This window comes from Lacihabitans sp. CS3-21 (assembly GCF_024343675.1).
Taxonomy (GTDB): domain Bacteria; phylum Bacteroidota; class Bacteroidia; order Cytophagales; family Spirosomataceae; genus Leadbetterella.
Genome location: NZ_RJUD01000010.1, coordinates 52,111 through 77,656, shown reverse-complemented (window position 1 = coordinate 77,656; position 25,546 = coordinate 52,111). Strand labels below are relative to the sequence as shown.

Sequence of the window (25,546 nt, the reverse complement as noted above, 5' to 3'; positions counted from 1 at the left end):
CTAGAATGAACAAACTCTTAAAAATAACGCTAACCATAATTCTAATTTCTAATAGCTCAATTTTTGCCCAAAAGAAACCCGAATTCTTGACTAAATACAATGAATCTTGGGTAGAAAATACATTAAAAAATCTGACTACTGAAGAAAAAATTGGGCAATTGCTCATGCCAAGAGGTAATACCTCTGGCAAAGGATATGACCCAGAAAAATTGAAGGCATGGGTAAGAGATTATAAAATCGGTGGAATCGTTTTTTTTGCAGGTCAGCCTTCCGTTCAGGCAAGAATTGTAAATGAGTTGCAAGCTATAAGCAAAACGCCAATGTTAATAGGAATGGATTTAGAATGGGGAATGGCTATGAGGCTCGACAGTACAGTTCGTTTTCCTTACCAAATGGCTCTTGGAAGTATGCAAGGCGGAGAAAGTCTGATTCAAGAAATGGGAAATGAAGTGGGTCTTCAATGCAAAAGAATGGGGGTGCACATCAATTACGCTCCGGTGGTAGATATCAACAATAACCCTCAAAATCCAGTAATCAATTTCCGTTCTTTTGGCGAGGATAAAATTTCTGTTACTTCAAAGGCATTTGCATACATGACAGGCCTACAAAACCAACGAATTCTTTCAACAGCAAAACATTTTCCAGGACATGGAGACACAGGAGTAGACTCACATTATGATTTGCCAATCATTTCGCATGACAAAGCACATTTATCAGAAAATGAACTTTATCCATATAAATTCCTGATTGAAAATGGATTGAGTGGAGTAATGACCTCCCATTTAAGTGTATTAAATCTGGATACTACCAAAAACTTAGCCGCCACTTTTTCAAGCAAAATAGTGACTGATTTATTAAGAAAGGACTTAAAATTTGAAGGTTTGACCTTTACAGATGCCATGGACATGCAAGGTGCCGTAAAATATTTTCCCAACGGAGAGGCATTGGTGAAGGCAATTTTAGCAGGAAATGACATTCTTGAGACTTTTGAAGATGTTCCAACCGCCGTAATAGCCATAAAAACAGCCATTGAAACAAAACAATTGAGCATTGAAATTTTGGATGAAAGAGTAAGGAAGATATTAAAAGCGAAATCTTGGGTAGGCTTAGATAACTATAAACCAATAGAAATCAACAACTTAATAGAAGACTTGAACACATTAAAGTCTGACCATTTGAACAGAGTATTTGCAGAAAAATCGGTTGTAACTTTAAAAAACCATCAAGAAATCTTACCTATCAAGGATATTTCTAAAAACACTGTTGTATTATCAATAGATGCCATTGGGCTAACTCCTTTTCAGAAAATGGCGGCCAATTATACCGATACCAAATCAATTTCTATTGCACCAAATGCTACTTTCGAACAAAGTAAGGCAATTATCGAAGAAGCTTTGCAAGCCGAAAATCTCATCATTGGATTACATTTGGCCAACATAAGACCTGGAGCAAACTATGGCGTAAACGCTTATAATAACCAAATAATTAAGGCTTTGTCAGAGAAAAAAAACGCAGTCCTAGTGATTTTTGGAAATCCATATGCTTTAGGAAAAATTGACGGTGTGGAGAACTTTGATGGACTTATTCTGGCCAATCAACTCACAAAATATATGGAGGAAGCCGCGGCAATGGCTGTTTTTGGGGGGATAGAAAGCAATGGAAGATTGGCCGTATCAGTGAACGATAAATTCAAATTAAACAATGGTTTGTTGGTTCAAAAAAATGGCAGACTTTCGTATGGAACTCCCGAAATGGTTGGCTTGGACAGCAAAGTTTTTAATGCAAGAATTGACTCCGTAATTAACCTCGGACTCAAAGAAAAAGCGTACCCCGGAGCAGTAATGCAAGTAGCTAAAAATGGCCGAGTGATTTATCAGAAAGCTTTTGGTTTTCATACCTACGAACAAGCCGACGATTTAAAAAACAAATTGCGGGCGAAAAGTAATTTTGAAACAGGAAACAAATCAGATGTGATGGACAACCCTAAAGAATTACAAAACCTAAAAAATCTAGCTACAACAAACGGTATTGATCCAAAAATTCTTGGGATGGTGGAATTAAACGACTTGTATGATTTTGCCAGCGTTACCAAAATAAGTACTTCAGCCTTGGCAGTAATGCAATTGATGTCCGAAAATAAATTTGACCTAAACAAAACCTTCGGAGATTATTATGAACCCTTCAAAAACTCAAACAAAGAGAATTTGACTTTCAAAAACATGCTAACACACAAGTCGGGATTAAAGGCTTGGATACCCTTTTGGATGGATTGTATAGACTCATTAGCCACTATCGAAAAAGCTGTGAAAATGAATCCTACTTTAGAAAACTTGGTGATTAAAAATTACAAAAAACAAGGCGTTTTGGCAAGAATATTAAAACTCAAACCAAAATATACCCTTGACTATGCCGCTACACTGAAAAAAGACAAGACTATTTGGGCTAAAAGCCTCAATACCAAAACCATCACTTGGTTGCCGGGAATATTTAGCAATACCAAAAGTGAACAATACAGCGTCGAAGTGGCAGATACGCTATTTATGAATAAAGATAGAGTGGCCTTTATCATGAACCAAATTAAAGATTCACCTGTAAAACCACAGCAGGGTTATGTTTACAGCGATTTGCATTATTATACCTACCCCGCTTTTGTACAAAGTATAACTGGCCAAACCTGGGAAGATTACCTAAAAACAACCTATAAATCCCTTGGAGCAAGTACACTAACTTATAATCCAAGAAGGTTTTATGGTCTGGATAGAATTGTACCAACCGAAAAGGACACGCTTTTTAGAAAAACGCTTATTCATGGTCGTGTTCATGATGAAGGTGCTGGCATGCTCAACGGAATCTCAGGCCATGCTGGACTTTTTGGATCGGCCAATGACCTGACGAAACTCATGCAGATGTATCTCCAAAAAGGTAGTTTTGGGGGTAAACAATACATAAAACCCGAAATTATAGATTTTTGTACCGACTATCAGTTCCCCTACGAGGGCAACAGAAGGGGAATTGCATTCGAAAAACTGGATTTCAATAAAAACATCAGCAATGGCCCGCAATTGGCCTCTTCGAAAAGTTATGGACATTCAGGCTATACAGGCACATATACTTGGGTAGATCCCGAATTGGAGCTTGTTTATGTATTTCTTTCTAATAGAGTGTATCCGACAAGAGACAATACAAAAATCTCATCTTTAAATATTCGGACGGAAGTGGGTAATCAAATAATAAAGTCGATCAAAGGAAAGTAAAGGCAATATTTTACTAAAAGCCTGATTTTAAAACAATATCAGGCTTTTTTTTGTATATATTTAACATATTTATAGTTCTAAACTAAAAAAACGATGTCATCTTTCAACAAAAAACCCATCCTTTCTATTCTTAATTTAATTCTATTTATGGCGGTTGTTTATGTCAATATGCTGGCAGTAACGCTTCCCATAAACGGTAAAAGTACTGGAGAACTATCTGACCAATATCCCAATCTATTTGTACCCGCAGGTTTTACCTTTTCCATTTGGGGTGTGATTTATTTGCTTCTTTTAGTTTTTGTAGTTTATCAGATTTGGGTATCATTTAACAAAAAAACTGTTCAAAAACTTACTGTACAAAGTCAAATTTTGTTCGGATTAACCAATCTGCTGAATATAAGCTGGATTCTGGCTTGGCACTATGAAATGGTGACTTTGTCTGTACTGATTATGATTGCTTTTCTTTTGACATTGATTGTGCTTTTTCTAAACAATGAAAAAATACAACATAAGACGCTAGTTGAGAAAATATCCATCGAGACGCCAATAAACGTATATCTTGGCTGGATTTCTGTGGCAACAATCGCAAATATTACGGCATTATTCGTCACAATTGGATGGACTGGAAGCCCGCTAACAGAAAGTACATGGACCATTATAATGCTGAGTATTGGGGCGGGCTTAGCTGTACTTATGTTGTTTCAAAGAGCCAATTTTGCCTATGCATTAGTCATTATTTGGGCTTTCTATGGTATTTTTTCGAAAAGACAAACTTCAGAAAATCCTGAAATAGCACAAACAGCACTCCTACTAATTGTGGTTATTGCATCTAGTTTTTCTTATAGTTTGTTTAAAAAATTAAGCAGTAAAATTTAGTTATCCTTGAGTTTTTTTTCAATAAAATACTTCTATTTAATTCCTTGGCATAGCTTTTGAAATCTTCGATTCAAAACAATACAATTTTTATGGAATTATTAGGAATAGGATCAAGAATCAAACACGCAACATTTGGAGCCGGTGTAGTAATAAATGTAAAATCTGACGGTTACGAAATAACTTTTATTGAAGATGGAACGCGGAAAATCAAATTAGACGCTGAAATTGAAATCATTCATAAAAATCCATTTTCTACAGATTTGGTAAGTTTATTTGAGGTTGAAAGATCAATGACCAAGATTCTACAAAACTGGCTGGATGCATCAGAAATCGTTCCACTTGGCGACAAATGGAAAGGTGGAAAGATGATCCTAGAACCCGGAAAGGTGGGTTTATCGTCTAAAGAAATCCCTGTTGATACATTCTTTCACAAAATAGTGATGATGCGGGACAGACTGCGTGTTATGGAGCAAAAAATAAACGCCTCTGAACTTGATGATGAAGCTAAAGTAGATATTCAACAATACATTTCACGATGCTATGGCTCTATGACTACCTTCAACATACTTTTTAAAGAAACCGAACATCAATTTAAAAGTTAATAGAGACTTCTATAAAAGGAATTATTAAAAAAGAAAAAAGAGGAGCACAACTCCTCTTTTTGTCTATTTAACCCTATAAACCCTTAATAATTAGTCAATTATTTTATACTCTACACGACGGTTGAGTTTTCTATTTTCTTCATTATCATTTGTCGCAACGGGTTGTGTATCCCCCAAACCAACAAACTTTATTCGATTGCCTGCTATTCCCTTACTCACCAAATATTCACGAACATTATACGCTCTTTCTAAAGACAATTTTTTATTGGCTTTTGAGTCGCCTTGATTATCTGTATGGCCTTCAATCTGGATTTTTAGACTTGGATTCTCTTTTAAATATGTAGCCAAATTATCCAATTGCTCAAAAGATTCAGGCAAAACATTGGACTCCCCGAGATCAAAATATACCTTATCCAATTTAAAAGTTGATCTTTCAGGATTCACTGGAACACCAATTTTTTCTTCCTTAATTTCTTCTGTAGGCTTAACTTCTTGTTCAACTTTAAGCTGAGCAAACGGCTCCAAAAACAAGTCTTTTTGGAAACTACCTTTTTTCAAAAAAGCACCTACATCAAAAGACTCTTCCAAGCTGTTGTAGCCATTAGAACTTATTTTATACAAAACCTCACTAGAAGCAATTAAAAACTCGTAAGAGCCTGACTTTGAAGTTTGTACAGAGTCAATAATCTGCTGAGTCTTGGAATCATAACAAAGGATTTTGGCAGAAATCGGCTTATTACTTGCAGCATCTATCACTTTGCCAAACAACTTAAATTCTTCTAATTCCTGGTCAGCAATTTCATCTTTTGGAGCAGCAGCCAATGCTTTCGGCTTGGCATTTTCATCTGGATTATTTATACTGATTCCGAAGAAATTCCAATAAGTAAAATTATCTGCTCTGTCGCTGTTGTGTTCAATGAGGTCTATGGTTTCAAATCCTTTTGGCAATTTATCAAAATAAACCTTGAAAAAATACTTCTTGCCTGACTCCACATCTTGACGATTGGGAGCTGTCGGAATGTCGACTGCTTTAATGAATTTGTATTTCTTTCCATCAGAAGTTTTAATGTATGAACTTGGCTGGAAACTAATCGTACTGGTATTTTGCTGCTGCATAAACTGTTGCAAAATCATATTTCGCATCATTGGATTCATGTTTTGCAATTGTTCCTTTTCCTTTGGATTATCCTTTAAATATTCCTCTAAAATTTCTTTGGAAGTTTTTGCCACAAACTGCATGGAGAAAACTGTCCATTGATCGGTGATTTCTATTTTGTTAATGAAAACATCTTTGGTAGATTTCTTTTTGATTTTTGGGTTGGAAGTCACTTGTGCATCAACCCCTAAGCTCAAAAACAAAAGTAAAAAAGTGATAATTTGTTTCATTTTAGTTTAATGAGATTTATTTTGAAAACGCAAAATAATAAATATTAGTTTGATAGGTGTTTGTTAAAAAGTGTTAATCATAAAAACGCAAAAGTGTGTCATTTTTAAGGAAAAATGACACACTTTCAATAGAAATTATTATTTAAAAACTCAATCTCTAATATCTTTTCCTATCATACTTTCAAAATTTCTAAGTTCACCCATCATCACCAATATATCAGCATTTGTAAATACATGATCAGCCTTTAGTTTGGTCTCTACCGAGGCTTTTTGGGTTTTCATTCCTAAAAAGTTTTTCTTTTCTTCAAAATGCTTAATGGCAATTAATTGCAAATCATACTTTTGCTCAAAATCAACTGTAGAAAGTTCTCGCCCAATGTAGCGTTCGGGTACTTGAAGCTCTATGATACTACAATTGTCCGACAAGTCGAAAGATTCTACGATACCTTTCATTTCGAGCTGTTTAGCAAACATCTCTGCGGCCAATTCTTCTGGATTAAAGATGGTTTCGATACCAATTGACTCCAGTACCGTTCGATGGACAGGATTAATAGCTCTACCTATGATTTGTTTGGCATTGAATTGTTTCATGAGAGCCGTGGTTATTATCGAAGCTCCAACGTCTTCCCCAATGGCAATTACCACAATATCAACCTCTTTGATGGGCAAACTACCATAAGCACTGGTCTTAGAGGTGTCTAAACTAATCACATGTGTAACTTTGTTTTTGAGCTGATCAACGACCTCAAATCGGCTGTCGACACCAAAAACCTCGTGCCCCATTGTGGTTAATCTGATGGCTAATGTTGAACCAAAATTACCTAAACCAACTACGATATATTTCATAAAAAAATATTTTACATTACCTGAACACTGTCTTTTGGATATCTGTAAGAATCACAATCTACCTTTTTAAATATTCCGAAAAGCATTGTAAATAGACCTACTCTACCCAAAAACATACAAACTATTAATACCAATTTGCTTCCATCCGATATTGACGGTGTAAGATTTAAAGACAAACCCACAGTACCATAAGCCGAAAAACATTCAAAAGCCACCATGTGTAGCGGAATTTGCGGATCAAATATGGACATTAGAAAAATAGCGACACCTAAAATCATAAAGGATGTAAATATGACCACAAATGCTCGTTGGACTGAACTTTGTGATATTTCTCTGCGAAACAATTCAATTCTAGTTTTTCCTTTGGCCAAAGCCACAACATTAGAAACCGCCAAGGTAAAAGTAGTTACCTTAATACCTCCACCTGTGGAACTAGGTGCTGCACCTATCCACATCAGCAGAAGATACAAAAGAATGGTACTTTGCATCAGATTTCCCATATTTACTGTATTAAATCCAGCCGTTCGAGGTGTAACAGAGCCAAAAAAGGAACCAGAAAGTTTCCCATACAAAGAAGTATGTTCTGCAAGGGTATTGTTTTTTTCAAGAAAATAAAATGCAATAGTACCTACGGCCAATAGCACGAAAGTACTACTTAAGACTAGGCGACTATGAACCGAAAGACTTTTGGCCTGAAAACTGAACCTTTCCCCAAAAAAAAATAGTTTCAAAGTACTTTTGGTGTAGTATTTCATGGCATTATAAATTTCAATAACCACCGGAAAACCGATTCCGCCTAAAATAATGAGCCATGAAATGACATTTTGAAGATTATAATTTTTCCTCAAATTCACATTATACAATCCATCTGCCATATTGGAAAAACCCGCGTTGCAAAATGCCGAGATGGCATGAAAAAATGAGAAATACCAATAATCGTAGTTTGTACCTGGATAAGTACCTGCTGTAAAAATAAATATCAGAATAGCACCCAGGAACTCGACTAAAAGTGTAAAAAACAATATTTTTTTCAATATCGAAAACAAAGAGCTTGGCTCATCTGTCTCAATTATATTACTCAATATCAGATGATTACGTAAAGACATTCCACCTCTAAATAAAATGGCAAAGAAATTGGTAAAAGTCATTAAACCGAGACCGCCGATTTGAATCAAAACCAAAAGAATATCTTGCCCAAGACCTGTAAATTTTGTGGGAACGTCAACTGTGGCTAATCCAGTAACACAAACTGCACTGGTAGCCGTAAAAAGCGAATCTATCAAACTCAGATTTCCGTTGGTCGCCTTCGGTATCAACAACATAGCAGTTCCCCAAAAAATTAAGAAACTAAAGGATATAGTAAAAAGAATGGAAGGGCTCAACAATGAATTTTTGACTTCGGTAGAAACCGACAAAAAACGAAGAAAAAAGAAAGAGGCAATTAATAAATAAAGAAAATACTCACTAGCGAAAATCGCATTTTGATTTTTGAAAATATTAAAAACAAAAAACACGAAGAAAATAACAAAATCAGAAATATGTTTCCTTTCAAAAATTATTTTCTTGGTACTTAAAATAATCTTTAATGTCCATTTGAACAGGAAAAATAACATAAGTAGTTTAGGAATTTGTCTCAAAACACTATTTACCCAATCCACAGCGTACTGCTCTTTAGGAAAACCGATTTGATAAATTACCAACGAAAAGCCAAAAGCTAAGGTTAAGAAAATTAATCTATTTGTCCTCCTTACTATGGCCTCTTTGACCCTAAAAAATCTATCTTCGTAGTCAACCCACTTTTCTTTTAAGCCCAAATTTTAGTTTTTTACTTTTTTAGATGCCAAAGGTAAACATGGGATTCTAATTACCAAACCTTTGAGCCGAAAATCCATTTAAATCCATTTCTGTTTTTTTGCCCAAAATTTGCTGTGCTATGAGCTTACCTGAGGCCGGAGCTAAGCTAATTCCCATCATGGCATGACCAGTATTTATGAAAAGATTTTTATAGGCTCCCGAATATCCAATGTAAGGCAATCCGTCTGGCGAACAAGGCCTAAAACCATACCAAACTTCTTCTTTTTTTGGCACATCGAGTGCATAATCTGGAAAAAACTCAGGTACCGATTTTATGATTCCTCTCACTCTATTCATATTTATTGTACTGTCTAAGCCGCCGATTTCCATAGTGCCCCCAAATCGTACAAACCTACCAGACATCGGCGTTATAGCTACTCTGGCTTCAACCAAAATATTTGGAATAAATATCTCTTTATTAGGCACTTGTGATTTACTTACACTATAGCCTTTTCCTGCTTGCATAGGCAAATTCAGCCTTAACATTTTTCCTAATATACCAGACCAAGAACCTGCAGCCAATACGACATTTCCTACTTCCAGCATCTCTTTTTGTTCATCATTCATTATCTCCAATGAAGTAATTTCATCACCAACAGTCTGAATATTGATCATTTCAGAATTATGCTTTATCACAACTCCCTTATCTACCAAATATTTTTTTAAACTTTCAATCAGTTCAGTTGGGTTCAAATGTGCATCTCCTGGAAAATAAACCGCACCCGCTACTTCAGGGCGTATTTCTGGTTCTAATTTATGTATTGATTTTATATCTAACACTTTAGCCTCAATTCCTATTTTGTTTGCCAACTCGGCCACATGAGCTTCCTCATCTAAGGTATTTTGCTTTTTACAATACATAACTAAGCCTTTCTCCTCATAAGAATACTTGAGTTTTTGGGCTAAATCATGGTAAAGTAATTTTGAAATCAGGCCTAAATCCCTCAAAAGTGGTACAGAGCTATCAACATGCTTTTGATTTGATTTTTTGTAAAACTGTAGTCCCCATTTCAATAATTCGAGTGAAATTCGGGGTTTAACATAAAACGGACTCTCACTATCAAGCATCCATTTAAGTCCTTTTTCAATCATCCCAGGAGAAGCCAAGGGAATAAAGTGACTCGGAACCACCATACCTGCATTGCCAAATGAACAGCCTTCGTTCCCTGAAGATTTATCAATGACAACCACTTTCTCACCCGATTCGAGCAAGTAATAAGCGGAAAACAAACCTATTATTCCTCCACCTATTATCGCTATTGGTTTCTGAACCATAAAAACTTGTATTATTTATGAAATAAACATTCCATTTTCAAAAGAAAAACATTTCCAGAAAAAAGCGTAAAATTGAAATCAAATCACCTGAAAACCAAAGGCATAGGGATCGTCTTCGGCATCTATAGTAATTACATTTTCGCCATAAATTCTGGCCCAACCTTCTATGCTTGGATAAATCGCATCAAAATCACCAACTTTGGTTCTGCCTTCTATCCTACCCACAAATTTGCTTCCTATAATGCTTTCGTGTACAAATTCCTCTCCTTCTATTAGTTTGCCTTTGGCAGCCCACTGAGCCATTCTGGCTGAAGTACCTGTGCCACATGGTGATCTATCTATGGCTTTGTCGCCATAAAATACGGCATTGCGAGCAGTAGATTTTTCATCTATGACAGCACCTGTCCAAAGAATATGACTTAGACCATTTATTGAATCATTTTCAGGATGAACAAATGTGTGCTGCTCATTGAGTCTCTCTCTTAGCACTCTCGACCAAGAAATTAACTGATCGGCTTTGAAATATTCTAGGCCGGGGAAGTTCTGTTGGACATCCACAATGGCGTAAAAATTTCCACCATAAGAAACATCTACTCTGAGCGTTCCCAAATCAGGACATTCAACGCTTAAGTTTTCTTTATATAAAAAAGAAGCTACGTTGGTCAGCCTTACAGACTTCACTTTACCATTTTCTGATTTATATGAAATGTCCACCAACCCTGCTGGAGCTTCCATCTTTACTTTCCCCTCAACTTTAGGCTTTATTAGACCCTTTTCTATACCAATCGTAATAGTGCCAATAGTGCCATGACCGCACATGGGTAAGCAACCGCTGGTCTCTATGAACAACACGCCCACATCATTATGAGGGTCACTCGGTGCATACAAAATACTCCCAGACATCATATCGTGCCCTCTTGGCTCAAACATGAGTCCTTTTCTTATCCAGTCAAATTCTTTTAGGAAATGTTGCCTTTTTTCAGACATATTTTCACCTACCAAATCTGGTCCACCACTTGAGACCAGCCGCACGGGATTGCCACAAGTATGGGCATCGAAACAATGAAATACGTTTTCCATCAAAGCTTAAATTTGAGGTAAAACTGGTCTTACTTTTAGTGCTTTTTCAATGACATCAAGTACTGCTTGACGTTCTTGACCTACTAAAGGTAACCTCGGCTCACGAACCATTTCAGTTCCTATTCCAACCGCCGTTTCGGCCAGTTTGATGTTTTGAACAAATTTATTACCAATATCTAAATGTAAAAGAGGGAAAAACCAACGGTAAATTTCACGAGCTTCTTGAATTCTGCCTTGCTTAACAAGTTCGTAAATGACCACAGTCTCTCTCGGAAATCCACAAACCAAACCAGCAACCCAGCCATCAGCACCCATTACAAGACTCTCAAAGGCTAGGTCGTCCACACCACTCAATATCTTAAATCTACCTCCAAACTCATTAATAATGTCCGTCATGTATCTGATATCTCCCGTTGACTCTTTCATAGACTCAAAGTGTTGATTTTGAGCCAAATCCCTAAACATAGGAATCGACAAAAATGTCTTATAGGCCACAGGATTGTTATAGGCCATCACTGGCAAATCTGTGGCATCGGCAACTTTGTGTAGGTAATGTAAGGTTTCTCTATCATCTGAAGCATATCTCATTGGTGGCAACATCATAAAACCATCTCCACCAGCTTGTTCTACAGTTTTCACAAAACTTACAGCCTCAGCGGTTACGCATTCGGCTACGGTCATGATTAATGGCACTCTGCCAGCTATTGCCTTCTTAGCAGATTCTAGCAAAGCAAGTTTTTCATCAGTAGAAAGTGTACCGTTTTCACCCAATGAGCCACAGACAATTATGCCATGCACGCCAGCTTTTATTTGCTCATTGATATTGTTTTCGAAAGTTTGAAAATCTAGGCTTTGATCCTCAAAAAAATTAGTCGTCACAGCAGGGTACACCCCAGTCCAAAGTGGTTTCATAAATAAATGTTTGTTGAAAAAAAATGGCTTTCATCCAAAAGAGGAAAGCCTTATTAAAATAATATTAAGCTTCTGGCTTGATGTCTGTTTTTGGTTTTATGAGATTGGCAAACATATCCGTAATCATTTTTTCTGCCTCTGGATATTGATTTTTAAGATTTTGCACGACCTCATTAAATTTTGTACTTGCACCATTTTTTAAGTCCTCAAAATATTCAGGAGCTTTTTCAATAGCTGCTTCGGCCTCATCTTTAAGTTCGTTACCCTTAGTTTTTAAGTCCTCCATCACTTTTTCTCCCTCTTCAGTGTTCAAATATTTATTCAAGGCGATACCCGCAGCAGCACCAAGAATAAAAGTTGCTAGATGTTTAGATGTTACGCTCATTGTTGTAATTTTTATTGATTAATAGAATAAAATTAAAGTTTAAAATTGAGAATCGAAAATGTAAATTAAAATACATTTTAGAAATATTTTTGAATCTCAAATTTTAATGTTTCCAAGGCTAAGTTAATATTATTTGTACAGTTTAAATCCTGATTCTTAAGTATATGTAACACAATTTCTTTAGACCCTCCAAGCCCCTGATGACTGATAATACTTTGATTTAAATCTGAAGCAGTTGAATTTGCAGCCAATACAATTTTATCCCAAGTAGCTGGTTCTATGTAAATTTGCTGGGCAATATTGTGGTTTAGTTCGTTTTTTATATCTGAAATGACCGCACTTTGTAAATCCGAAATACTTAGGTCCACAAAGTTTAGTCTTGTAAACATGTTTTCGGGCTTGATTCTTTCTAAAAAAAGAGCCATACGCTCATAGGCTTGAAGCCTCAAAGGAAAGGCTATTTCTTGCTGACTTTTGATTTTTGCAAAGCTAAAATGCCTATTTAAAAAATAATTGTAAAGCAAGAAAAATACCCCAACAATTAAAACCGAAACCCCAACAAAACCCAAAAACTCATTGGTCATTCTAAAAATATATTTGCTCAAAATTACAGTAATATTCGAGACTAAAAAAATCAGATAGGTAGCATTTTATGTTTTTTAAAAAAAATTATTAAATATACATCCTATCAATGAAATACTAAAAGCAACCTCTTACAGTTTTTGGCATGATTTTAGTAATTTTAGTATCCAAAATCAAGTTTTTTAGCTCGGCAAAATGTTTCCAGGAAAAAAATGAAAGTTTCAAATTTAAGAAAAAATATATTCCTTGTTTTAGGGCTAATAACCCTATTGATAGGAGTGTGCTATTTTTTTTTAGTAGAAAAAAACTCTCGAAACAATCTGGCTGGCCAATACCAAACCACGCTACAAAAAAATATTACGAGAGAATTACTCATTTCAGATTTTGAAATAAATCAAGTAATTAAGCAAGTAAATCAAAAAAAGTTTGCTTCGTTTGAACAACTTAAAGTTGCCACAAAATACCCCTATTTCATATTCAAAAACAAAAAAATAGCCTATTGGTCAGACTATAGAATCGTACCGAATTATGAAAAAATAGCTAATCGTGGTGATATATTTTATGATAATTACTTTCAAAACCAAGTAATTTTCCAAAAAAAATCAACCTTTGTCAATAAAGACACCATTGAGGTTTTTTCCTTAATAAATTTATACAGATTTTACCAAAACCAAAATGATTACCTCCAATCTAGCTATAACACGGATATTTTTCATCCTGCCCCTTTAAAAATATCAGGTCAAGAATTTGAGAAAAGTAAATCAATAATAGATTTTTCAAAAAAAGCACTCTTTTATTATCAAGTTCCTGAGAACGAAAAGATAATAAACTCTAGCATTCCAAAAGTAACGCTTTGCATATTTATAGCAGCATTAGTTTTTTTGATTTTGTATGTCATATTCAAAATCAAAGAGCTTTTATATAAGCATAAATTTAGTTACGCGATTCTACTTTTGCTTTTTTCGTTATTATTTTTGAGGTTAACCCTGCTTATGACTGGGCTACCTTGGAAATTCCTAAACCAAGAAGTATTCAACCCAAGCTTTTTTAATGGTTCGTTTTTAGCACCTACGCTTGGTGATACAGTATTGAATGGCCTTTTCATTTTGATTTTTTTGGCCATTCTTGCTCTATATTACTATCGTACTAGATTTTTTCTCCAACTCAACAAAACTAAACCGTTCATCAAAAGTGTAATCTCAGTATTACTTGTAATCATAGTGATGGTCATAGCTCATTTCTGTGGTACACAAATTGTTGACATTTACGAGGATTCGTTATATAATATTGGATACTCGATGAACTTGGGAATGAGCAAGTTCAGGATTATCAGTTTCGTGTATTACTTTTTTGTTTTGGGGAATTTTTTCATTGGTTCGCACATTGCCATAAATTTATTTTTAAAACTGCAAGTCAATATCAAATTTGGTTTTTTTCATTGGTTATATGGCTTTTTAGCTGGCATTATTGTTTTTTATTTTATTTCAGGTCTTGAATTGGCATTCATTCTTGCTGGCATTTATTTCTGGATTGTTTATTATTTCAAGCTTTCAAGATACTTTTACACCCTTAGGTTTCAGACTTTACTTTATTTTATTCTTGCCGCATTTTGCTTTGCCCTGATTTCTGTCAAAACAGTTGAAAACCAAGAAGCCAAGAAAAGCATTCTAGACAAAAACAATTTTGGACAAAGATATTTGGCTGAAAATGACCTACTTGGCGAAGGTTTGTTGGACAGATTTAGACAAATCATTAGAAGCAACGAGTCTATTGTGGCATCATTTAAGAGACAAGACTTAGTTTCTGAATCTATAAAACAACAAATAAAGGACGACTTATTAGACATGTATTTTGATAAATATGATGTAGAAGTTAAAGTTTATGATGCCTCAGGTTTGACATTGGACGATGCAGATGCTTCTGAAAACTTGGTGGATTTAAATACGAGATTTAATAATGCTAAATATAAAACAGATTTACCGAATGTATTTTTTATAAATGAAACTGGAAATAGCTTTATCAAACAATATGTTTCGTTTAATGATATTTATGATGGTGTAGAAAAAATAGGAACGGTAGTTTTAGACTTAAAACTCAAGGACGAAAACGTGGCAAGTGTTTATCCTGAACTTCTTTTAGATAAGAAATTTGTACAAAACCCAGAATCGAAAAATTACAGCTATGCCATTTTTGACAAAAACAACTCTGTGGTTTATAACTCAGGAAGCTTCAACTATTTGATGTACTTTCCTATGATTGAGCTTGATGGTGTTGAAATTTACCAAAAAGAAAAAATCATTCAGGGCTATTCTCACTTTGCGTTAAAGGGGCAAAAAGGTAAAAAAATCATAATTTCTCAACCCAATGCTTATTGGAAGAATCTCCTTTCCAATTTTTCGTTCTTATTCTTGATCTCCATATTGGGGATTTCTGTATTGCTTTTAGTGTTCAGTATACTCAATGGATTCAAGAGTTTTTCAATGAATTTCTCCACCAAAATCCAGTTTTATCTCAATGCAGCATTCCTGCTACCGCTGATTGTACTTATTATTTTAACTTTGAGTGTGGTGAGAACTACTTTGATCTCTATTCAAGAGAAATCGTTTGTCGATAACACAAAAAATATTTCAAATACGCTCCAATATCATCTTGAGAATTTTCAAACTAATAAAACCAGCAGAGCGTATTTTGAGAGTGAAATTAACGAATTGGCGAGAAACACAAAACTTGATATTAATCTATTTGACAACAAAGGAAGACTAAACTTCACTACCAGGCCTTTGGTGTATCAATATCATCTATTATCAAATTACCTAAATCCTGAGGCCTATAACAAGATTTTAGAGCAAAAAGCCAACGAACTACTCACCAATGAATCTCTTGGAGAACTTAGCTATAAAACCGTTTACATAGCCGTTAAAGGCAAAGAAAACAAGAACTATGGTGTGGTTGGAATTCCTTTTTTTGATGCAAAAACATTGCTGGATATACAAGTTAAAGAGGTAGTAGCCACCATCTTGATTATCTTCTTATTGATGTTTTTGATACTTTTGATTTCTTCATATTTCGCCAGTTCACAGCTTACTTCTCCTCTCAAACTGATTGCTCAAAGACTAAAAAAGACCAATCTTGATAGGTTAGACGAAACAATAGAATGGAAATCAAATGATGAAATAGGCCTTTTGACCAAGTCTTACAACAAAATGATAAAGAAATTGGATGAAAGCAAGGTGGCCCTATCACAAAGTGAAAAACAAACTGCATGGCGTGAAATGGCCAAGCAAGTAGCCCATGAAATAAAAAATCCATTGACGCCCATGAAGCTCTCTATTCAGCAACTTCAAAGAACTTTACCTATGGATGACCCAAAATCCAGAGATAGAATACAAAGGGCTTTAAACTCACTTACTGAACAAATTGATAACATTAGTGAAATTGCCAATTCATTTTCAGAATTTGCAAAAATGCCAGTTCCTAGAAATGAACGTTTTGACTTGGTGCCCGCTGTTCAAAAAACAGTGGACTTATACTCACAAAACAATAACATCAAGATTGACTTTGAATCTAAGGATCCGCAAATATATGTTATTGGAGATAGAATGTTACTGAACAGAGTAATTACCAACCTCATACTCAACGGTATACAAAGTGTCCCCCCCATTCGTCAGCCTGAAATAAAAGTAAAGGTTTATAAAAATGCAGAAGAGAATTTCGGAATGATAGAAGTGAAAGACAACGGAAGCGGAATTGCAGAAAATATTCGAAAAAAAGTATTTATTCCTAATTTTAGTACGAAAGTCGGTGGCTCAGGTCTTGGGTTGGCCATGGCAAAAAGAGGAATAGAACACGCAGGTGGAAATATTTGGTTTGAAACTGTGGAAGACGAAGGCACTACATTCTTTATTGACTTGCCTACAAACTGACTTTAAATATAAGATGATAAATATGCAACAATGCTTTATTGTTATATTTGCTAAAATTTTATTGCATTGATGACAAAGATAAAGTCTTTTGTATTTTCTCCCTTTTCTGAAAACACCTACGTTTTATATGATGACACGCTTGATGCCGTAATAATTGACCCCGGTTGCCTTTCACAAGCTGAAAAACTAGAACTCAAAGATTTTATTGTTGAAAATAAACTACAAGTCAAAGCACTTTTATTGACCCATGCACATCTGGATCATGTCTTTGGAGCAGCTTTTGTCAAAAGAACTTTCAATGTCAACATTTACCTTCATGATTTAGACCTGCCGATTTTGGCCGATGTTGAAAATCGTTGTAAAACGTGGGGTATACCTGGATATGAACCCGTTGAAGCCGACAAATCGTTAAATGGAGGAGAAATATTCAGATTTGGAAAAACAGAACTTGAAGTAATCCATGTACCTGGACATGCTCCTGGTCATGTGGCATTTATTTGCAGAAGCGGTAGCTTTATCATTGGTGGAGATTGCCTATTTCATAGAAGTGTTGGAAGAACAGACTTTCCTTTTTGCAGTCAAGAACAATTGATTCATTCGATTCGAACAAAATTCTTTACTTTACCAGATGAATATACTGTTTACGCGGGTCACATGCAGCCCACTACCATAGGTGACGAGAAAAAACATAACCCCTTTCTTAAATGAAACTATTTACTTTACCGAATTTCATCACCTTAGGCAACCTCATTTGTGGATGTTTAGGTATCATTATGGTCTTAAATTCTGAGTATGCAAATGCTTCCATTTTAATGTTGGTGGCTTTGATACTGGATTTCTTGGATGGCTTTGTAGCTCGATTGCTTAAAATCAGCTCCGAGATTGGCAAACAATTAGACTCTTTGGCAGATGTGGTTACATTTGGCGTTTTGCCCTCTTTGATCATTTACAAACTAATAGAAAACGCTAATATTCAACCAGAATACCTGAAATACTCAGCTTTCATAATGGCCGCCGCCTCGGCACTAAGATTAGCAAAATTCAACATTGACACCAGACAATCTGATAGCTTTATTGGCTTGCCCACGCCAGCAAACGGCATGGTGGTGGCTACATTTCCGTTTTTGATTAATGATTATGGAAGGCTTGGTGAGATTGTAAATAACCCTTGGGTCCTGATAGCTTATGTGTTGTTATTTAGCTTTTTACTCAATGCTGAAATCCCACTATTTGCTTTGAAATTTAAAAATTTCAGTTGGAAAGATAACAAGATGAAATTCATATTTCTGATAGCTTGCATCCTCCTTATTCTTGCCTTCAAGTTGGCAGCCATTCCACTTATTATATTGATTTACATTCTGTTATCAATAGCAGTCATGAAGAACAAGAAACCTATTTCCTAAGTTTAACGCTGTTTATAGATAGTTTAAAATCTTTTACTGGAAGTTTCTTGGGTGGTTTAGGACTCAAAAAAGTCACATTTACCCATTTATTTCTTAATGTTTCTGCAAGTGTAGATTTACTTACCGTATTTGCTTCTTTTAACCAATTGTAATAATTCTTGGGTTGTGGATAATATAAACTGTCTACTTCCAAATACATCAAATGTAAGTGTGTATCTGATCGTTTATTTTTTGCATTAAAGCCTGTTCTTCCTACTTCGCCCAATTTATTTCCAGGCCTCACAATTTGCCCAGGCTCTACTACTACTTTCCTATGATGAGCGTAATACCAAAGTCCACCACGTTCAAAATCAAATACCCAAACGTAGTTACCTCCACGGTACTCTGAAGTATCGGTCCAGTCTTTTTCTACAGCTAAAACGACACCATTTCCTACTGAAACTATGTCTACATACTCTTGTTTTCTATTATCAATGCAGTCTTGGTCTGGATCAAATATAAAAATATCGTGAGCAGGGTGACTTCCACTAACCGTGTGATCAAACAAATTGAACTCTTTGACATAAAAACCTGTACCCGAACCTCCAACTGCGGTATAATTGCTTTTTGTCAATGGAAAAACAAGGTTAGAACTTTGACTTGAGTCTAAAGTGTTTGGATATGCTTCTTTGAGCACAATCATAATGCTTTTAAACTCCAACTCTGCCTCGAATGGGGTTATTTTTTTCTCACGCACATTTACCAATAGTTTTTTATATCTAGTAAAAACGGTAGAATCATCAGAAAACGCAAACGGATTTACGTGATCGGATTTCAGGCCAAAAACCGAAAAAACTGTAAAAAGAATATTTAGAAGCATGGCTGTTTTAATAGTATTTCTAGAATTAAATTTTAGCACTGATGAGCAAAGATAATAGCATAACAATGGGTAAGCAACAAGTTGGAGACAGAAACTCCAATAAAAATGAATAAACTTTCGTTTCTAAAAGAGCAGAAACAACAAAGTTTTAATAAGAATAGAAAACGACTTGTAAAAACATTTGAAAATCAAGATATTTGTAAAACGATTCTAATCCTTTTGAAAAAAGCAATAAATTTAATAAAAAAACGAAAATCACTTTTAGCATATTTTTTTGCTGCTGGTAGTGGAGTAATTGTTCAGTATCTGGTAGGTACAAGTTACTGTATTGGCCGTTTAGGCATGACACCTACTGCTGGTTATTCCGTTGGATTTATTGTCTCATTTCCAGTGGGTTTTATCCTTTCCAAAATATTTGCCTTTAATAGTCGAAAATCTGGCAACACAAAGCGTGAAATGTTAAAATTCTCCATTGTGCTGATTTTTTCTTACTTAATCACGGTATATGGAGCCTTACTTTCTTTAAACGTGTTGACTGCTTTTTTTGGAGATTTTAAAATGCAAATTCCATTTAAATCAAAAGAATTCAGTCCAGTTGGTACTATTAGCCATTTTGCAGGAATGGGATTTAGTTTCATCTTCAATTATTTCACACACAAAAAATTCACCTTTGTAGAAACTGGCCTTTTCGACAAAATCAAGGATTATAAAAACTCACGCGTTTAAATTCCTTCGGCAATTAACTCCTTTAAAATAAGAGTCATAACAGGTTCTGCTTTAGCAGCGTTAGCAATAATTTTAGAAATTTCGGCTACCTGAAGCGTGTCTGGAATACACATATCTGTAATGACAGAAACCCCAAAAACTGGAATGTTCATTTGTCTGGCTACAATAACCTCGGGCACGGTACTCATCCCTACTGCATCAGCCCCGATCATTCGCATCATACGATATTCTGCTTTGGTTTCGAGTTGAGGGCCAGTCACACTTACATAAACTCCTTCTTTGAGTGTTGTTATTCCATACTTAAGAGCTATTTTTTTTGCTTTTTCTATAAGCTTAAAACTATATGGTTCGCTCATGTCTGGAAATCTATCTCCCAATATATTGTCTCCCAAAAGTGGATTGCTTGGCAAAAACTGAGAAATATGGTCGTTGATAATCATCAAATCACTTTCTTGAAAGGCCGGATTTAAACCTCCTGCTGCATTAGAAATCAGAAGACACTCTATGCCGAGCAATTTCATGACCCGTATCGGAAAAGTGATTTCAGCCATGCTATAGCCTTCATAGTAATGAAATCTACCCTGCATACAAACCACATTTTTGCCAGATATTTTGCCAAAAATCAGTCTGGATTTATGAAATTCAACTGTGGCCTCCACAAAATTGGGAATTTCGGAGTACGGAAACTCAAACTCTATCTCTATTTCCTCCGCCAATTTACCTAGTCCTGTGCCTAAAACAATACCAAACTGTGGTACGAAGCTTCCGATTTTGGCTTTTAAAAACTCTGCGGTTTCTGTAATTCTTTGCATTCTCGATAAAAAAAAAGATTGAATTCTAAACTAAAATAGTCCAAAATTCAATCTAAAAAAAAATAAAAAAATATTTTTATAGAGCTAATGTACCTTTACGAGCAGCACTCAATAAAGTAGCTTCTAAACCTTTTTTGTTGATAGTTCTGATAGCACTTGTAGCTACTTTCAATTCCACCCAAACACCTTCAGACTCAAGAAAAAATTTCTTGGTTTTAAGATTAGGGAAAAACTTGCGTTTAACTTTGTTGTTAGCGTGCGAAACATTATTTCCAGATCTTGTTCTCTTACCGCTTATTTGACAAACCTTTGACATGATTGTTTATTTTTAATTTTTGAAACTTCGTTTACTCGAAACGAACACCTAATTGGGCTGCAAATATCCGAATTTATATTTAAAAAACAAAATCCTAGTTATTAATTTCTTGCTTATATGGACAATTTAAGCAGTTACTTTTGCAACAATAGCCTCTTTTAAGATGGTATTCACGCGTGAAGACCATAAGACCCTCATTATTGAAATAAAAATCTGCTTTTCTCGAAATTTTCTTTTTTAATATTTTCATCAAAAACTTCTTTTACTAATTATAGTTAAAGAGGCGTTTCCGTCGACCATTTCACTTCAGTCATTACAAACATTGACTGCACATTTTGAATGTTTTCTAGTGCAGCTAACTTGTTTACGAGAAAGTTTTGATATTGGCTAATATCTTTAACCAAAACCCGCAATAAATAGTCGAAATTTCCGGCAATGTAATAACACTCTACCACCTCTGTGAATGTAACTACTTCTCTTTCGAATTGTTCAAGAAAAGGCTTAGCATGTTCTTTTAATTGAACACTGCAATAGGTTAACATCGGTTTTCCAACCTTTTCTTTATCTAAAAGGGCTACATATCCTTTAATGATTCCTTCTCTTTCAAGTCTTTTTATACGCTCATAAATTGGCGTTTGTGAAAGTTTTAAATCGTAAGACAATTCCTTGGTTGTAATCCGAGCATTTCTTTGAAGTGCTTCAAGTATTTGTTTATCTATTTCGTCTAGCTCCATTTTTTTACGATTTTACCCAAAAAGCTCAGCAAAAACTTCTTCTAGTTTACTTACTGGAACTATTTTGATATTGAAGTCTTCGAAATTTAGACCTTTGGTATTATTTTTTGCAATAAATATTTTTTCAAAACCCAGCTTAGCGGCTTCCGAAATCCTGCTTTCTATGCGGTTTACAGGCCTAACTTCACCCCCAAGGCCACATTCTGCACAAAAACAAAATGAATGGTTCACGGGCAAGTCTTCATAAGACGATACAATCGAAACACATACCGCCAAGTCAATAGCTGGATCTTCTACTTTCAGACCACCCGCAACGTTCAAAAAAACATCTTGCGTACCCAATCGAAAGCCTCCTCTTTTCTCCAAAACGGCTAGAAGCATTTGAAGCCTGCGAGGGTCAAAACCATTGCTACTTCTCTGTGGAGTTCCATAATTGGCAGTGCTAACCAATGATTGAATTTCAATCTGTAGCGGTCTGTTTCCTTCAATCATGGCCGCTATGGCCACTCCACTGATGCTCTCGCTTTTCTCTGAAATCAATATTTCAGAAGGATTGCTGACTTGACGTAGCCCATTGCTTAGCATCTCATATATTCCTAATTCTGAAGCATTTCCAAATCTATTTTTGGTAGTTCTTAGGATTCTGTAAGTCATAAACTGATCGCCTTCAAACTGCAAAACTGTATCAACCATGTGTTCGAGTACTTTTGGGCCAGCCAATGAACCGTCTTTGGTGATGTGTCCAATCATGATAACTGGCACGTCAGATTCTTTGGCATATTTCATAACCTCAGACGCACATTCCTTTACTTGTGAAACACTTCCGGCCCCACTTTCTATCAAAGGTGAAACCAAAGTCTGAATGGAATCAATAATCACAATATCAGGCTCTATGAGTTCAATTTGTTTGAAAATAATATCTGTGGCGGTTTCAGTTAGTACATAACATCTGTCGTTTGAAAAAGCCAATCGTTCGGCACGCATTTTTATTTGTTGCTCGCTTTCTTCGCCAGAAACATATAGAATTGTATAATCGGATAAGCTCAGTGCCAATTGCAGCATGAGCGTTGATTTTCCGATACCTGGCTCCCCTCCTACCAATGTTAGTGAACCAGGCACCAAGCCTCCACCTAATACCCGATTAAACTCAGCGTCCTCAGTTATTATTCTATACTTTTCCGTTTTATTGATTTCAGAAATAAGCCTTGGCTTACTTGTTGATTTGGAGGACTTCCCAAACCTCCACGAACCCTTTTCTGGCTCGTCTTTTGCTATTAATTCTTCTACAATGGTATTCCATTCGTTGCATGAGGGACAGCGACCTAACCATTTTGGTGAGTTGTACCCACAACTTTGGCAGAAATAGGCCGATTTTAGCTTAGCCATTTGTTAAAGACTCGTTAATTTTGTACTAATAAATCGCAATATACGTTTAATAGTACAATTCTTGAAAATATTAATTAATATCACATTTATGAAAAAATTATTTTTTGTTTTGGCAACTTTGATAGTAATCCAAAATTCTCACGCACAGTTTCAATTAGGTATCAAAGGAGGTGTAAACGTTTCTAAAATTTATACAAATGAAGGCTCTTTCAAAAATAACTTCAATGAGAGCCTAGACACCAAAACAGGTTATTCATTTGGCGTGTTTACTAGATTTGGAAAGAAACTATATTTACAACCCGAGGTGATGTTTGCCACTAAAGGTGGGAAAATAGATGTGGTTCCATTGGGAGGAGGAAGTCCTGTTTCGGTCAATATTAAGACTAGCAACATCGATATTCCAGTATTGATTGGTTATAAGTTATTCAACAGACTTAGAATTAACGCAGGACCAGTGGCTTCAATAAAAATAAATGAGGATGGTAAATTTTTGGATGAATTAAGAGCAGTCACAGCAAATCCTGACGAGGCATTTGAAAAATCGACATTTGGCTATCAAGCAGGAGTTGGAATAAAGTTATTGGGATTTGATATAGACTTAAGAAAAGATGGCAGTCTTTCTGATGTATCATCAAAACAATTTGATGGCAATCAATTTAGTCAAAGACTTTCTGGCTGGCAGTTGACAATTGGAAGAAAAATTATTTAAATTTCAGCCCAAAATCATTAAAACAACCTCTACTAAAACGAAAAAGGTCGCCTCGAAAGAGGCGACCTTTGTTAATTTTGATATAACCTAAATCAATCCACATCCCAGAATAATCTGGTAGCGAACACATCGATTGTTCCTTGGGCTTTTACGTTCTCAGCGTTTGATCCTGACTCCGTGTTTGGATAAAAGAATCTAACCGGACGTTTCTGTCCACTTTCAGGTACTTGAATACTCTGAGGAGTTACTGGCAAACCAGTTTTTCTATATTCACTCCAAGCATCCAAGCCGTTGAAGTTACACAATGCCAACCATTTTTGAATAGCAATGGCATTCAATTTGTTTTTCGAAGCTACATAGTCATAGTTATCAACTCCACTACCTTTGAAGTTTGCTGATAAAGCTGAATTAGCACCAAAAGCTCTGTAAGATTGTTTCAAACCTTCTTCAAAATACTCTTGTGCAGTACCAGTCAAATTAACACCAGCACCGTATCTTTCTTTAGCCTCAGCCAAATGCAACATTACTTCCGCTGCTGTCATTAGGATATATGGTCTGTTAAATTCACCTTTAACCAATAAACTTGGTCCAATTGCACTACAAGCAGCAGGCAAGAAACCTGAGCTAGTACCAAACGGAGCTCCAACATAATTCGCTGAAACTTCAGCTTTTGAACTCACTCCTGCTGTAGAACCCTCACCGCCTATTGCATAACCTATTCTTTTCAAACGAACAGTATCCCCTGAAGCTTTCATTGAATTTACAAGATACTGCGTTAATCTTGGATAATTATTCAAAGCTCTTTTAGCACCGTTGGCATCATAACCCCATCTGTCATAAACAGGGTTTAATTTACCAGCAGTTGCCAAGTAGAAACCTACACCACCTGCACCAACTTCTTCTGAGGTTAAAAATCCAGAACCTTCAGTAACGATTTTGTTGATTTCAGCTTTGATAAAAGTATCTTTTCCGCTTACACGAGCTTGACGCATCAAAATTCTCATTTTTAGGCCGTTAGCAAATTTAACCCATTTAGTGGTGTTGCCTTTGAAAACCAAATCAGAGCCGGTAAAAGCACTCGCAAAGGCGTTGGCTTTTGCGTCAGCGATACCTTCATCTAAAAGTGTTATTAAATTATCATAAACAGCTTTTTGATCATCAAATTTTGGAGCCAAAGAAGCCACACCTTTCAAAGCATCGCTGTAAGGAAGACTACCATACATATCCACCAATTGCTGATACAAAAGAGCTTTCATAATTTTAGCAGGCCCTTTCAAAAACTTTTGGTTTTGAGCATCCGCATTATTGATCACAAACTGATAATCATTTAGATTGTCATAATAACCATCCCAATAGTTAAAATCACCATTGGTAAAATTATAGGCAAAAGTAGTAGTTGAGATAATGTAACCGTTTGACTGTGTCCATTGTCCCGACCAATAAGAACCCGTTTCGTTTGGCGAAACCATGTTAGCTGCCGAGGTGTTTAGCGAGTTTGAAAATACAAAGCTAGGCAAGGCCGTTGGAAGCGTGTTAGGGTTTGTGTTGATGTCTAAAAAAGACTCAGAACACGAAGTTCCTATAAACGCCACTAATCCAAGAATAATATATTTTTTAAATTTCATT

Annotated in this window: 23 protein-coding genes; 8 read left to right on the top strand and 15 right to left on the bottom strand. The window is 35.6% G+C overall.

The features are described 5' to 3' along the window. The first annotated feature begins 5 nt into the window (after nucleotides 1–5). The 3 genes from EGI24_RS08375 to EGI24_RS08365 all read left to right on the top strand — a co-directional run bounded on the left by EGI24_RS08375 (nucleotide 6) and on the right by EGI24_RS08365 (nucleotide 4,732). Nucleotides 6–3,254: a glycoside hydrolase family 3 N-terminal domain-containing protein gene (locus EGI24_RS08375; protein WP_255047917.1), complete on the top strand. Its 3,249-nt coding sequence runs from the start codon at nucleotides 6–8 to the stop codon at nucleotides 3,252–3,254. A 93-nt stretch (nucleotides 3,255–3,347) separates the two neighbouring features. Further along, nucleotides 3,348–4,130 (top strand): hypothetical protein, encoded by a 783-nt coding sequence (locus EGI24_RS08370; RefSeq protein WP_255047916.1) that lies wholly within the window; start codon nucleotides 3,348–3,350, stop codon nucleotides 4,128–4,130. A gap of 89 nt (nucleotides 4,131–4,219) precedes the next feature. Beyond that, entirely contained in the window at nucleotides 4,220–4,732 is a 513-nt protein-coding gene (locus EGI24_RS08365; RefSeq protein WP_255047915.1) for a hypothetical protein, read from the top strand. A gap of 90 nt (nucleotides 4,733–4,822) precedes the next feature. Here the strand turns inward: EGI24_RS08365 and EGI24_RS08360 are convergent, their stop codons facing one another. The 8 genes from EGI24_RS08360 to EGI24_RS08325 form a co-directional block, all read right to left on the bottom strand. Beyond that, nucleotides 4,823–6,118 (bottom strand): OmpA family protein, encoded by a 1,296-nt coding sequence (locus tag EGI24_RS08360; RefSeq protein ID WP_255047914.1) that lies wholly within the window; start codon nucleotides 6,116–6,118, stop codon nucleotides 4,823–4,825. Between the two features lie 150 nt (nucleotides 6,119–6,268). Next, complete coding sequence (locus EGI24_RS08355; RefSeq protein WP_255047913.1) at nucleotides 6,269–6,964, bottom strand: TrkA family potassium uptake protein; 696 nt, start codon at nucleotides 6,962–6,964, stop codon at nucleotides 6,269–6,271. 11 nt (nucleotides 6,965–6,975) lie between these two features. Beyond that, a complete protein-coding gene (locus tag EGI24_RS08350) occupies nucleotides 6,976–8,778 on the bottom strand; it encodes a TrkH family potassium uptake protein (RefSeq protein ID WP_255047912.1) in 1,803 nt (600 codons plus the stop codon). Nucleotides 8,779–8,824: 46 nt separating this feature from the next. Next, complete coding sequence (locus tag EGI24_RS08345) at nucleotides 8,825–10,093, bottom strand: FAD-binding oxidoreductase (protein ID WP_255047911.1); 1,269 nt, start codon at nucleotides 10,091–10,093, stop codon at nucleotides 8,825–8,827. 78 nt (nucleotides 10,094–10,171) lie between these two features. Next, nucleotides 10,172–11,173 (bottom strand): 4-hydroxyproline epimerase, encoded by a 1,002-nt coding sequence (locus EGI24_RS08340; RefSeq protein ID WP_255047910.1) that lies wholly within the window; start codon nucleotides 11,171–11,173, stop codon nucleotides 10,172–10,174. Between the two features lie 6 nt (nucleotides 11,174–11,179). Next, nucleotides 11,180–12,085 carry a dihydrodipicolinate synthase family protein gene (locus tag EGI24_RS08335; protein ID WP_255047909.1) on the bottom strand — a complete coding sequence of 302 codons (906 nt, stop codon included), beginning with the start codon at nucleotides 12,083–12,085 and terminating at the stop codon, nucleotides 11,180–11,182. 64 nt (nucleotides 12,086–12,149) lie between these two features. After that, entirely contained in the window at nucleotides 12,150–12,470 is a 321-nt protein-coding gene (locus EGI24_RS08330) for a YtxH domain-containing protein (RefSeq protein ID WP_255047908.1), read from the bottom strand. 77 nt (nucleotides 12,471–12,547) lie between these two features. After that, nucleotides 12,548–13,075 (bottom strand): hypothetical protein, encoded by a 528-nt coding sequence (locus tag EGI24_RS08325; protein WP_255047907.1) that lies wholly within the window; start codon nucleotides 13,073–13,075, stop codon nucleotides 12,548–12,550. A 189-nt stretch (nucleotides 13,076–13,264) separates the two neighbouring features. On the opposite strand from EGI24_RS08325, the gene EGI24_RS08320 reads away from it, so the two are divergent. From EGI24_RS08320 to pssA, 3 genes are all read left to right on the top strand, one after another. Beyond that, on the top strand, nucleotides 13,265–16,975 hold the full coding sequence (locus EGI24_RS08320) for a PAS domain-containing sensor histidine kinase (protein ID WP_255047906.1): 3,711 nt from the start codon (nucleotides 13,265–13,267) through the stop codon (nucleotides 16,973–16,975). Between the two features lie 69 nt (nucleotides 16,976–17,044). Continuing rightward, nucleotides 17,045–17,683, top strand: a complete 639-nt coding sequence (locus EGI24_RS08315) for an MBL fold metallo-hydrolase (protein ID WP_255047905.1) — start codon at nucleotides 17,045–17,047, stop codon at nucleotides 17,681–17,683. Next, nucleotides 17,680–18,378, top strand: coding sequence for a CDP-diacylglycerol--serine O-phosphatidyltransferase (gene pssA, locus EGI24_RS08310; RefSeq protein ID WP_255047904.1), 699 nt, complete (start codon nucleotides 17,680–17,682; stop codon nucleotides 18,376–18,378). The genes EGI24_RS08315 and pssA overlap by 4 nt, the downstream gene beginning before the upstream one ends. Here pssA and EGI24_RS08305 read toward each other — a convergent pair. After that, nucleotides 18,368–19,237, bottom strand: coding sequence for a M23 family metallopeptidase (locus EGI24_RS08305; protein ID WP_255047903.1), 870 nt, complete (start codon nucleotides 19,235–19,237; stop codon nucleotides 18,368–18,370). The two genes, pssA and EGI24_RS08305, sit on opposite strands and share 11 nt — an antisense overlap. Before the next feature lie 105 nt (nucleotides 19,238–19,342). On the opposite strand from EGI24_RS08305, the gene EGI24_RS08300 reads away from it, so the two are divergent. Then, a complete protein-coding gene (locus EGI24_RS08300) occupies nucleotides 19,343–19,963 on the top strand; it encodes a GtrA family protein (protein WP_255047902.1) in 621 nt (206 codons plus the stop codon). Here EGI24_RS08300 and EGI24_RS08295 read toward each other — a convergent pair. The 5 genes from EGI24_RS08295 to radA form a co-directional block, all read right to left on the bottom strand. After that, a complete protein-coding gene (locus tag EGI24_RS08295) occupies nucleotides 19,960–20,775 on the bottom strand; it encodes a purine-nucleoside phosphorylase (RefSeq protein ID WP_255047901.1) in 816 nt (271 codons plus the stop codon). The two genes, EGI24_RS08300 and EGI24_RS08295, sit on opposite strands and share 4 nt — an antisense overlap. Before the next feature lie 76 nt (nucleotides 20,776–20,851). After that, complete coding sequence (gene rpmB, locus EGI24_RS08290) at nucleotides 20,852–21,091, bottom strand: 50S ribosomal protein L28 (protein ID WP_255038089.1); 240 nt, start codon at nucleotides 21,089–21,091, stop codon at nucleotides 20,852–20,854. A 94-nt stretch (nucleotides 21,092–21,185) separates the two neighbouring features. Next, complete coding sequence (locus EGI24_RS08285; protein WP_255047962.1) at nucleotides 21,186–21,341, bottom strand: DUF5522 domain-containing protein; 156 nt, start codon at nucleotides 21,339–21,341, stop codon at nucleotides 21,186–21,188. Between the two features lie 25 nt (nucleotides 21,342–21,366). After that, nucleotides 21,367–21,825 (bottom strand): Lrp/AsnC family transcriptional regulator, encoded by a 459-nt coding sequence (locus tag EGI24_RS08280; RefSeq protein WP_255047900.1) that lies wholly within the window; start codon nucleotides 21,823–21,825, stop codon nucleotides 21,367–21,369. 12 nt (nucleotides 21,826–21,837) lie between these two features. Further along, nucleotides 21,838–23,211 (bottom strand): DNA repair protein RadA, encoded by a 1,374-nt coding sequence (gene radA / locus EGI24_RS08275; protein WP_255047899.1) that lies wholly within the window; start codon nucleotides 23,209–23,211, stop codon nucleotides 21,838–21,840. A gap of 88 nt (nucleotides 23,212–23,299) precedes the next feature. Here radA and EGI24_RS08270 point away from each other — a divergent pair, with 88 nt between their 5' ends. Beyond that, the gene (locus EGI24_RS08270) at nucleotides 23,300–23,920 is read left to right on the top strand and encodes a porin family protein (RefSeq protein ID WP_255047898.1); all 621 of its coding nucleotides are present in this window, start codon (nucleotides 23,300–23,302) and stop codon (nucleotides 23,918–23,920) included. Nucleotides 23,921–24,012: 92 nt separating this feature from the next. On the opposite strand, the gene EGI24_RS08265 is transcribed toward EGI24_RS08270, so the two are convergent. Beyond that, complete coding sequence (locus tag EGI24_RS08265) at nucleotides 24,013–25,545, bottom strand: SusD/RagB family nutrient-binding outer membrane lipoprotein (protein WP_255047897.1); 1,533 nt, start codon at nucleotides 25,543–25,545, stop codon at nucleotides 24,013–24,015. Nucleotide 25,546 lies beyond the last annotated feature (1 nt).

Coding starts and splice junctions, on each gene's coding strand:
- EGI24_RS08375 (WP_255047917.1), top strand. CDS start 6: ATGAACAAACTCTTAAAAATAACGCTAACCATAATTCTAATTTCTAAT.
- EGI24_RS08370 (WP_255047916.1), top strand. CDS start 3,348: ATGTCATCTTTCAACAAAAAACCCATCCTTTCTATTCTTAATTTAATT.
- EGI24_RS08365 (WP_255047915.1), top strand. CDS start 4,220: ATGGAATTATTAGGAATAGGATCAAGAATCAAACACGCAACATTTGGA.
- EGI24_RS08360 (WP_255047914.1), bottom strand. CDS start 6,118: ATGAAACAAATTATCACTTTTTTACTTTTGTTTTTGAGCTTAGGGGTT.
- EGI24_RS08355 (WP_255047913.1), bottom strand. CDS start 6,964: ATGAAATATATCGTAGTTGGTTTAGGTAATTTTGGTTCAACATTAGCC.
- EGI24_RS08345 (WP_255047911.1), bottom strand. CDS start 10,093: ATGGTTCAGAAACCAATAGCGATAATAGGTGGAGGAATAATAGGTTTG.
- EGI24_RS08340 (WP_255047910.1), bottom strand. CDS start 11,173: ATGGAAAACGTATTTCATTGTTTCGATGCCCATACTTGTGGCAATCCC.
- EGI24_RS08335 (WP_255047909.1), bottom strand. CDS start 12,085: ATGAAACCACTTTGGACTGGGGTGTACCCTGCTGTGACGACTAATTTT.
- EGI24_RS08330 (WP_255047908.1), bottom strand. CDS start 12,470: ATGAGCGTAACATCTAAACATCTAGCAACTTTTATTCTTGGTGCTGCT.
- EGI24_RS08320 (WP_255047906.1), top strand. CDS start 13,265: ATGAAAGTTTCAAATTTAAGAAAAAATATATTCCTTGTTTTAGGGCTA.
- EGI24_RS08315 (WP_255047905.1), top strand. CDS start 17,045: ATGACAAAGATAAAGTCTTTTGTATTTTCTCCCTTTTCTGAAAACACC.
- pssA (WP_255047904.1), top strand. CDS start 17,680: ATGAAACTATTTACTTTACCGAATTTCATCACCTTAGGCAACCTCATT.
- EGI24_RS08305 (WP_255047903.1), bottom strand. CDS start 19,237: ATGCTTCTAAATATTCTTTTTACAGTTTTTTCGGTTTTTGGCCTGAAA.
- EGI24_RS08300 (WP_255047902.1), top strand. CDS start 19,343: ATGAATAAACTTTCGTTTCTAAAAGAGCAGAAACAACAAAGTTTTAAT.
- EGI24_RS08295 (WP_255047901.1), bottom strand. CDS start 20,775: ATGCAAAGAATTACAGAAACCGCAGAGTTTTTAAAAGCCAAAATCGGA.
- rpmB (WP_255038089.1), bottom strand. CDS start 21,091: ATGTCAAAGGTTTGTCAAATAAGCGGTAAGAGAACAAGATCTGGAAAT.
- EGI24_RS08285 (WP_255047962.1), bottom strand. CDS start 21,341: ATGAAAATATTAAAAAAGAAAATTTCGAGAAAAGCAGATTTTTATTTC.
- EGI24_RS08280 (WP_255047900.1), bottom strand. CDS start 21,825: ATGGAGCTAGACGAAATAGATAAACAAATACTTGAAGCACTTCAAAGA.
- radA (WP_255047899.1), bottom strand. CDS start 23,211: ATGGCTAAGCTAAAATCGGCCTATTTCTGCCAAAGTTGTGGGTACAAC.
- EGI24_RS08270 (WP_255047898.1), top strand. CDS start 23,300: ATGAAAAAATTATTTTTTGTTTTGGCAACTTTGATAGTAATCCAAAAT.
- EGI24_RS08265 (WP_255047897.1), bottom strand. CDS start 25,545: ATGAAATTTAAAAAATATATTATTCTTGGATTAGTGGCGTTTATAGGA.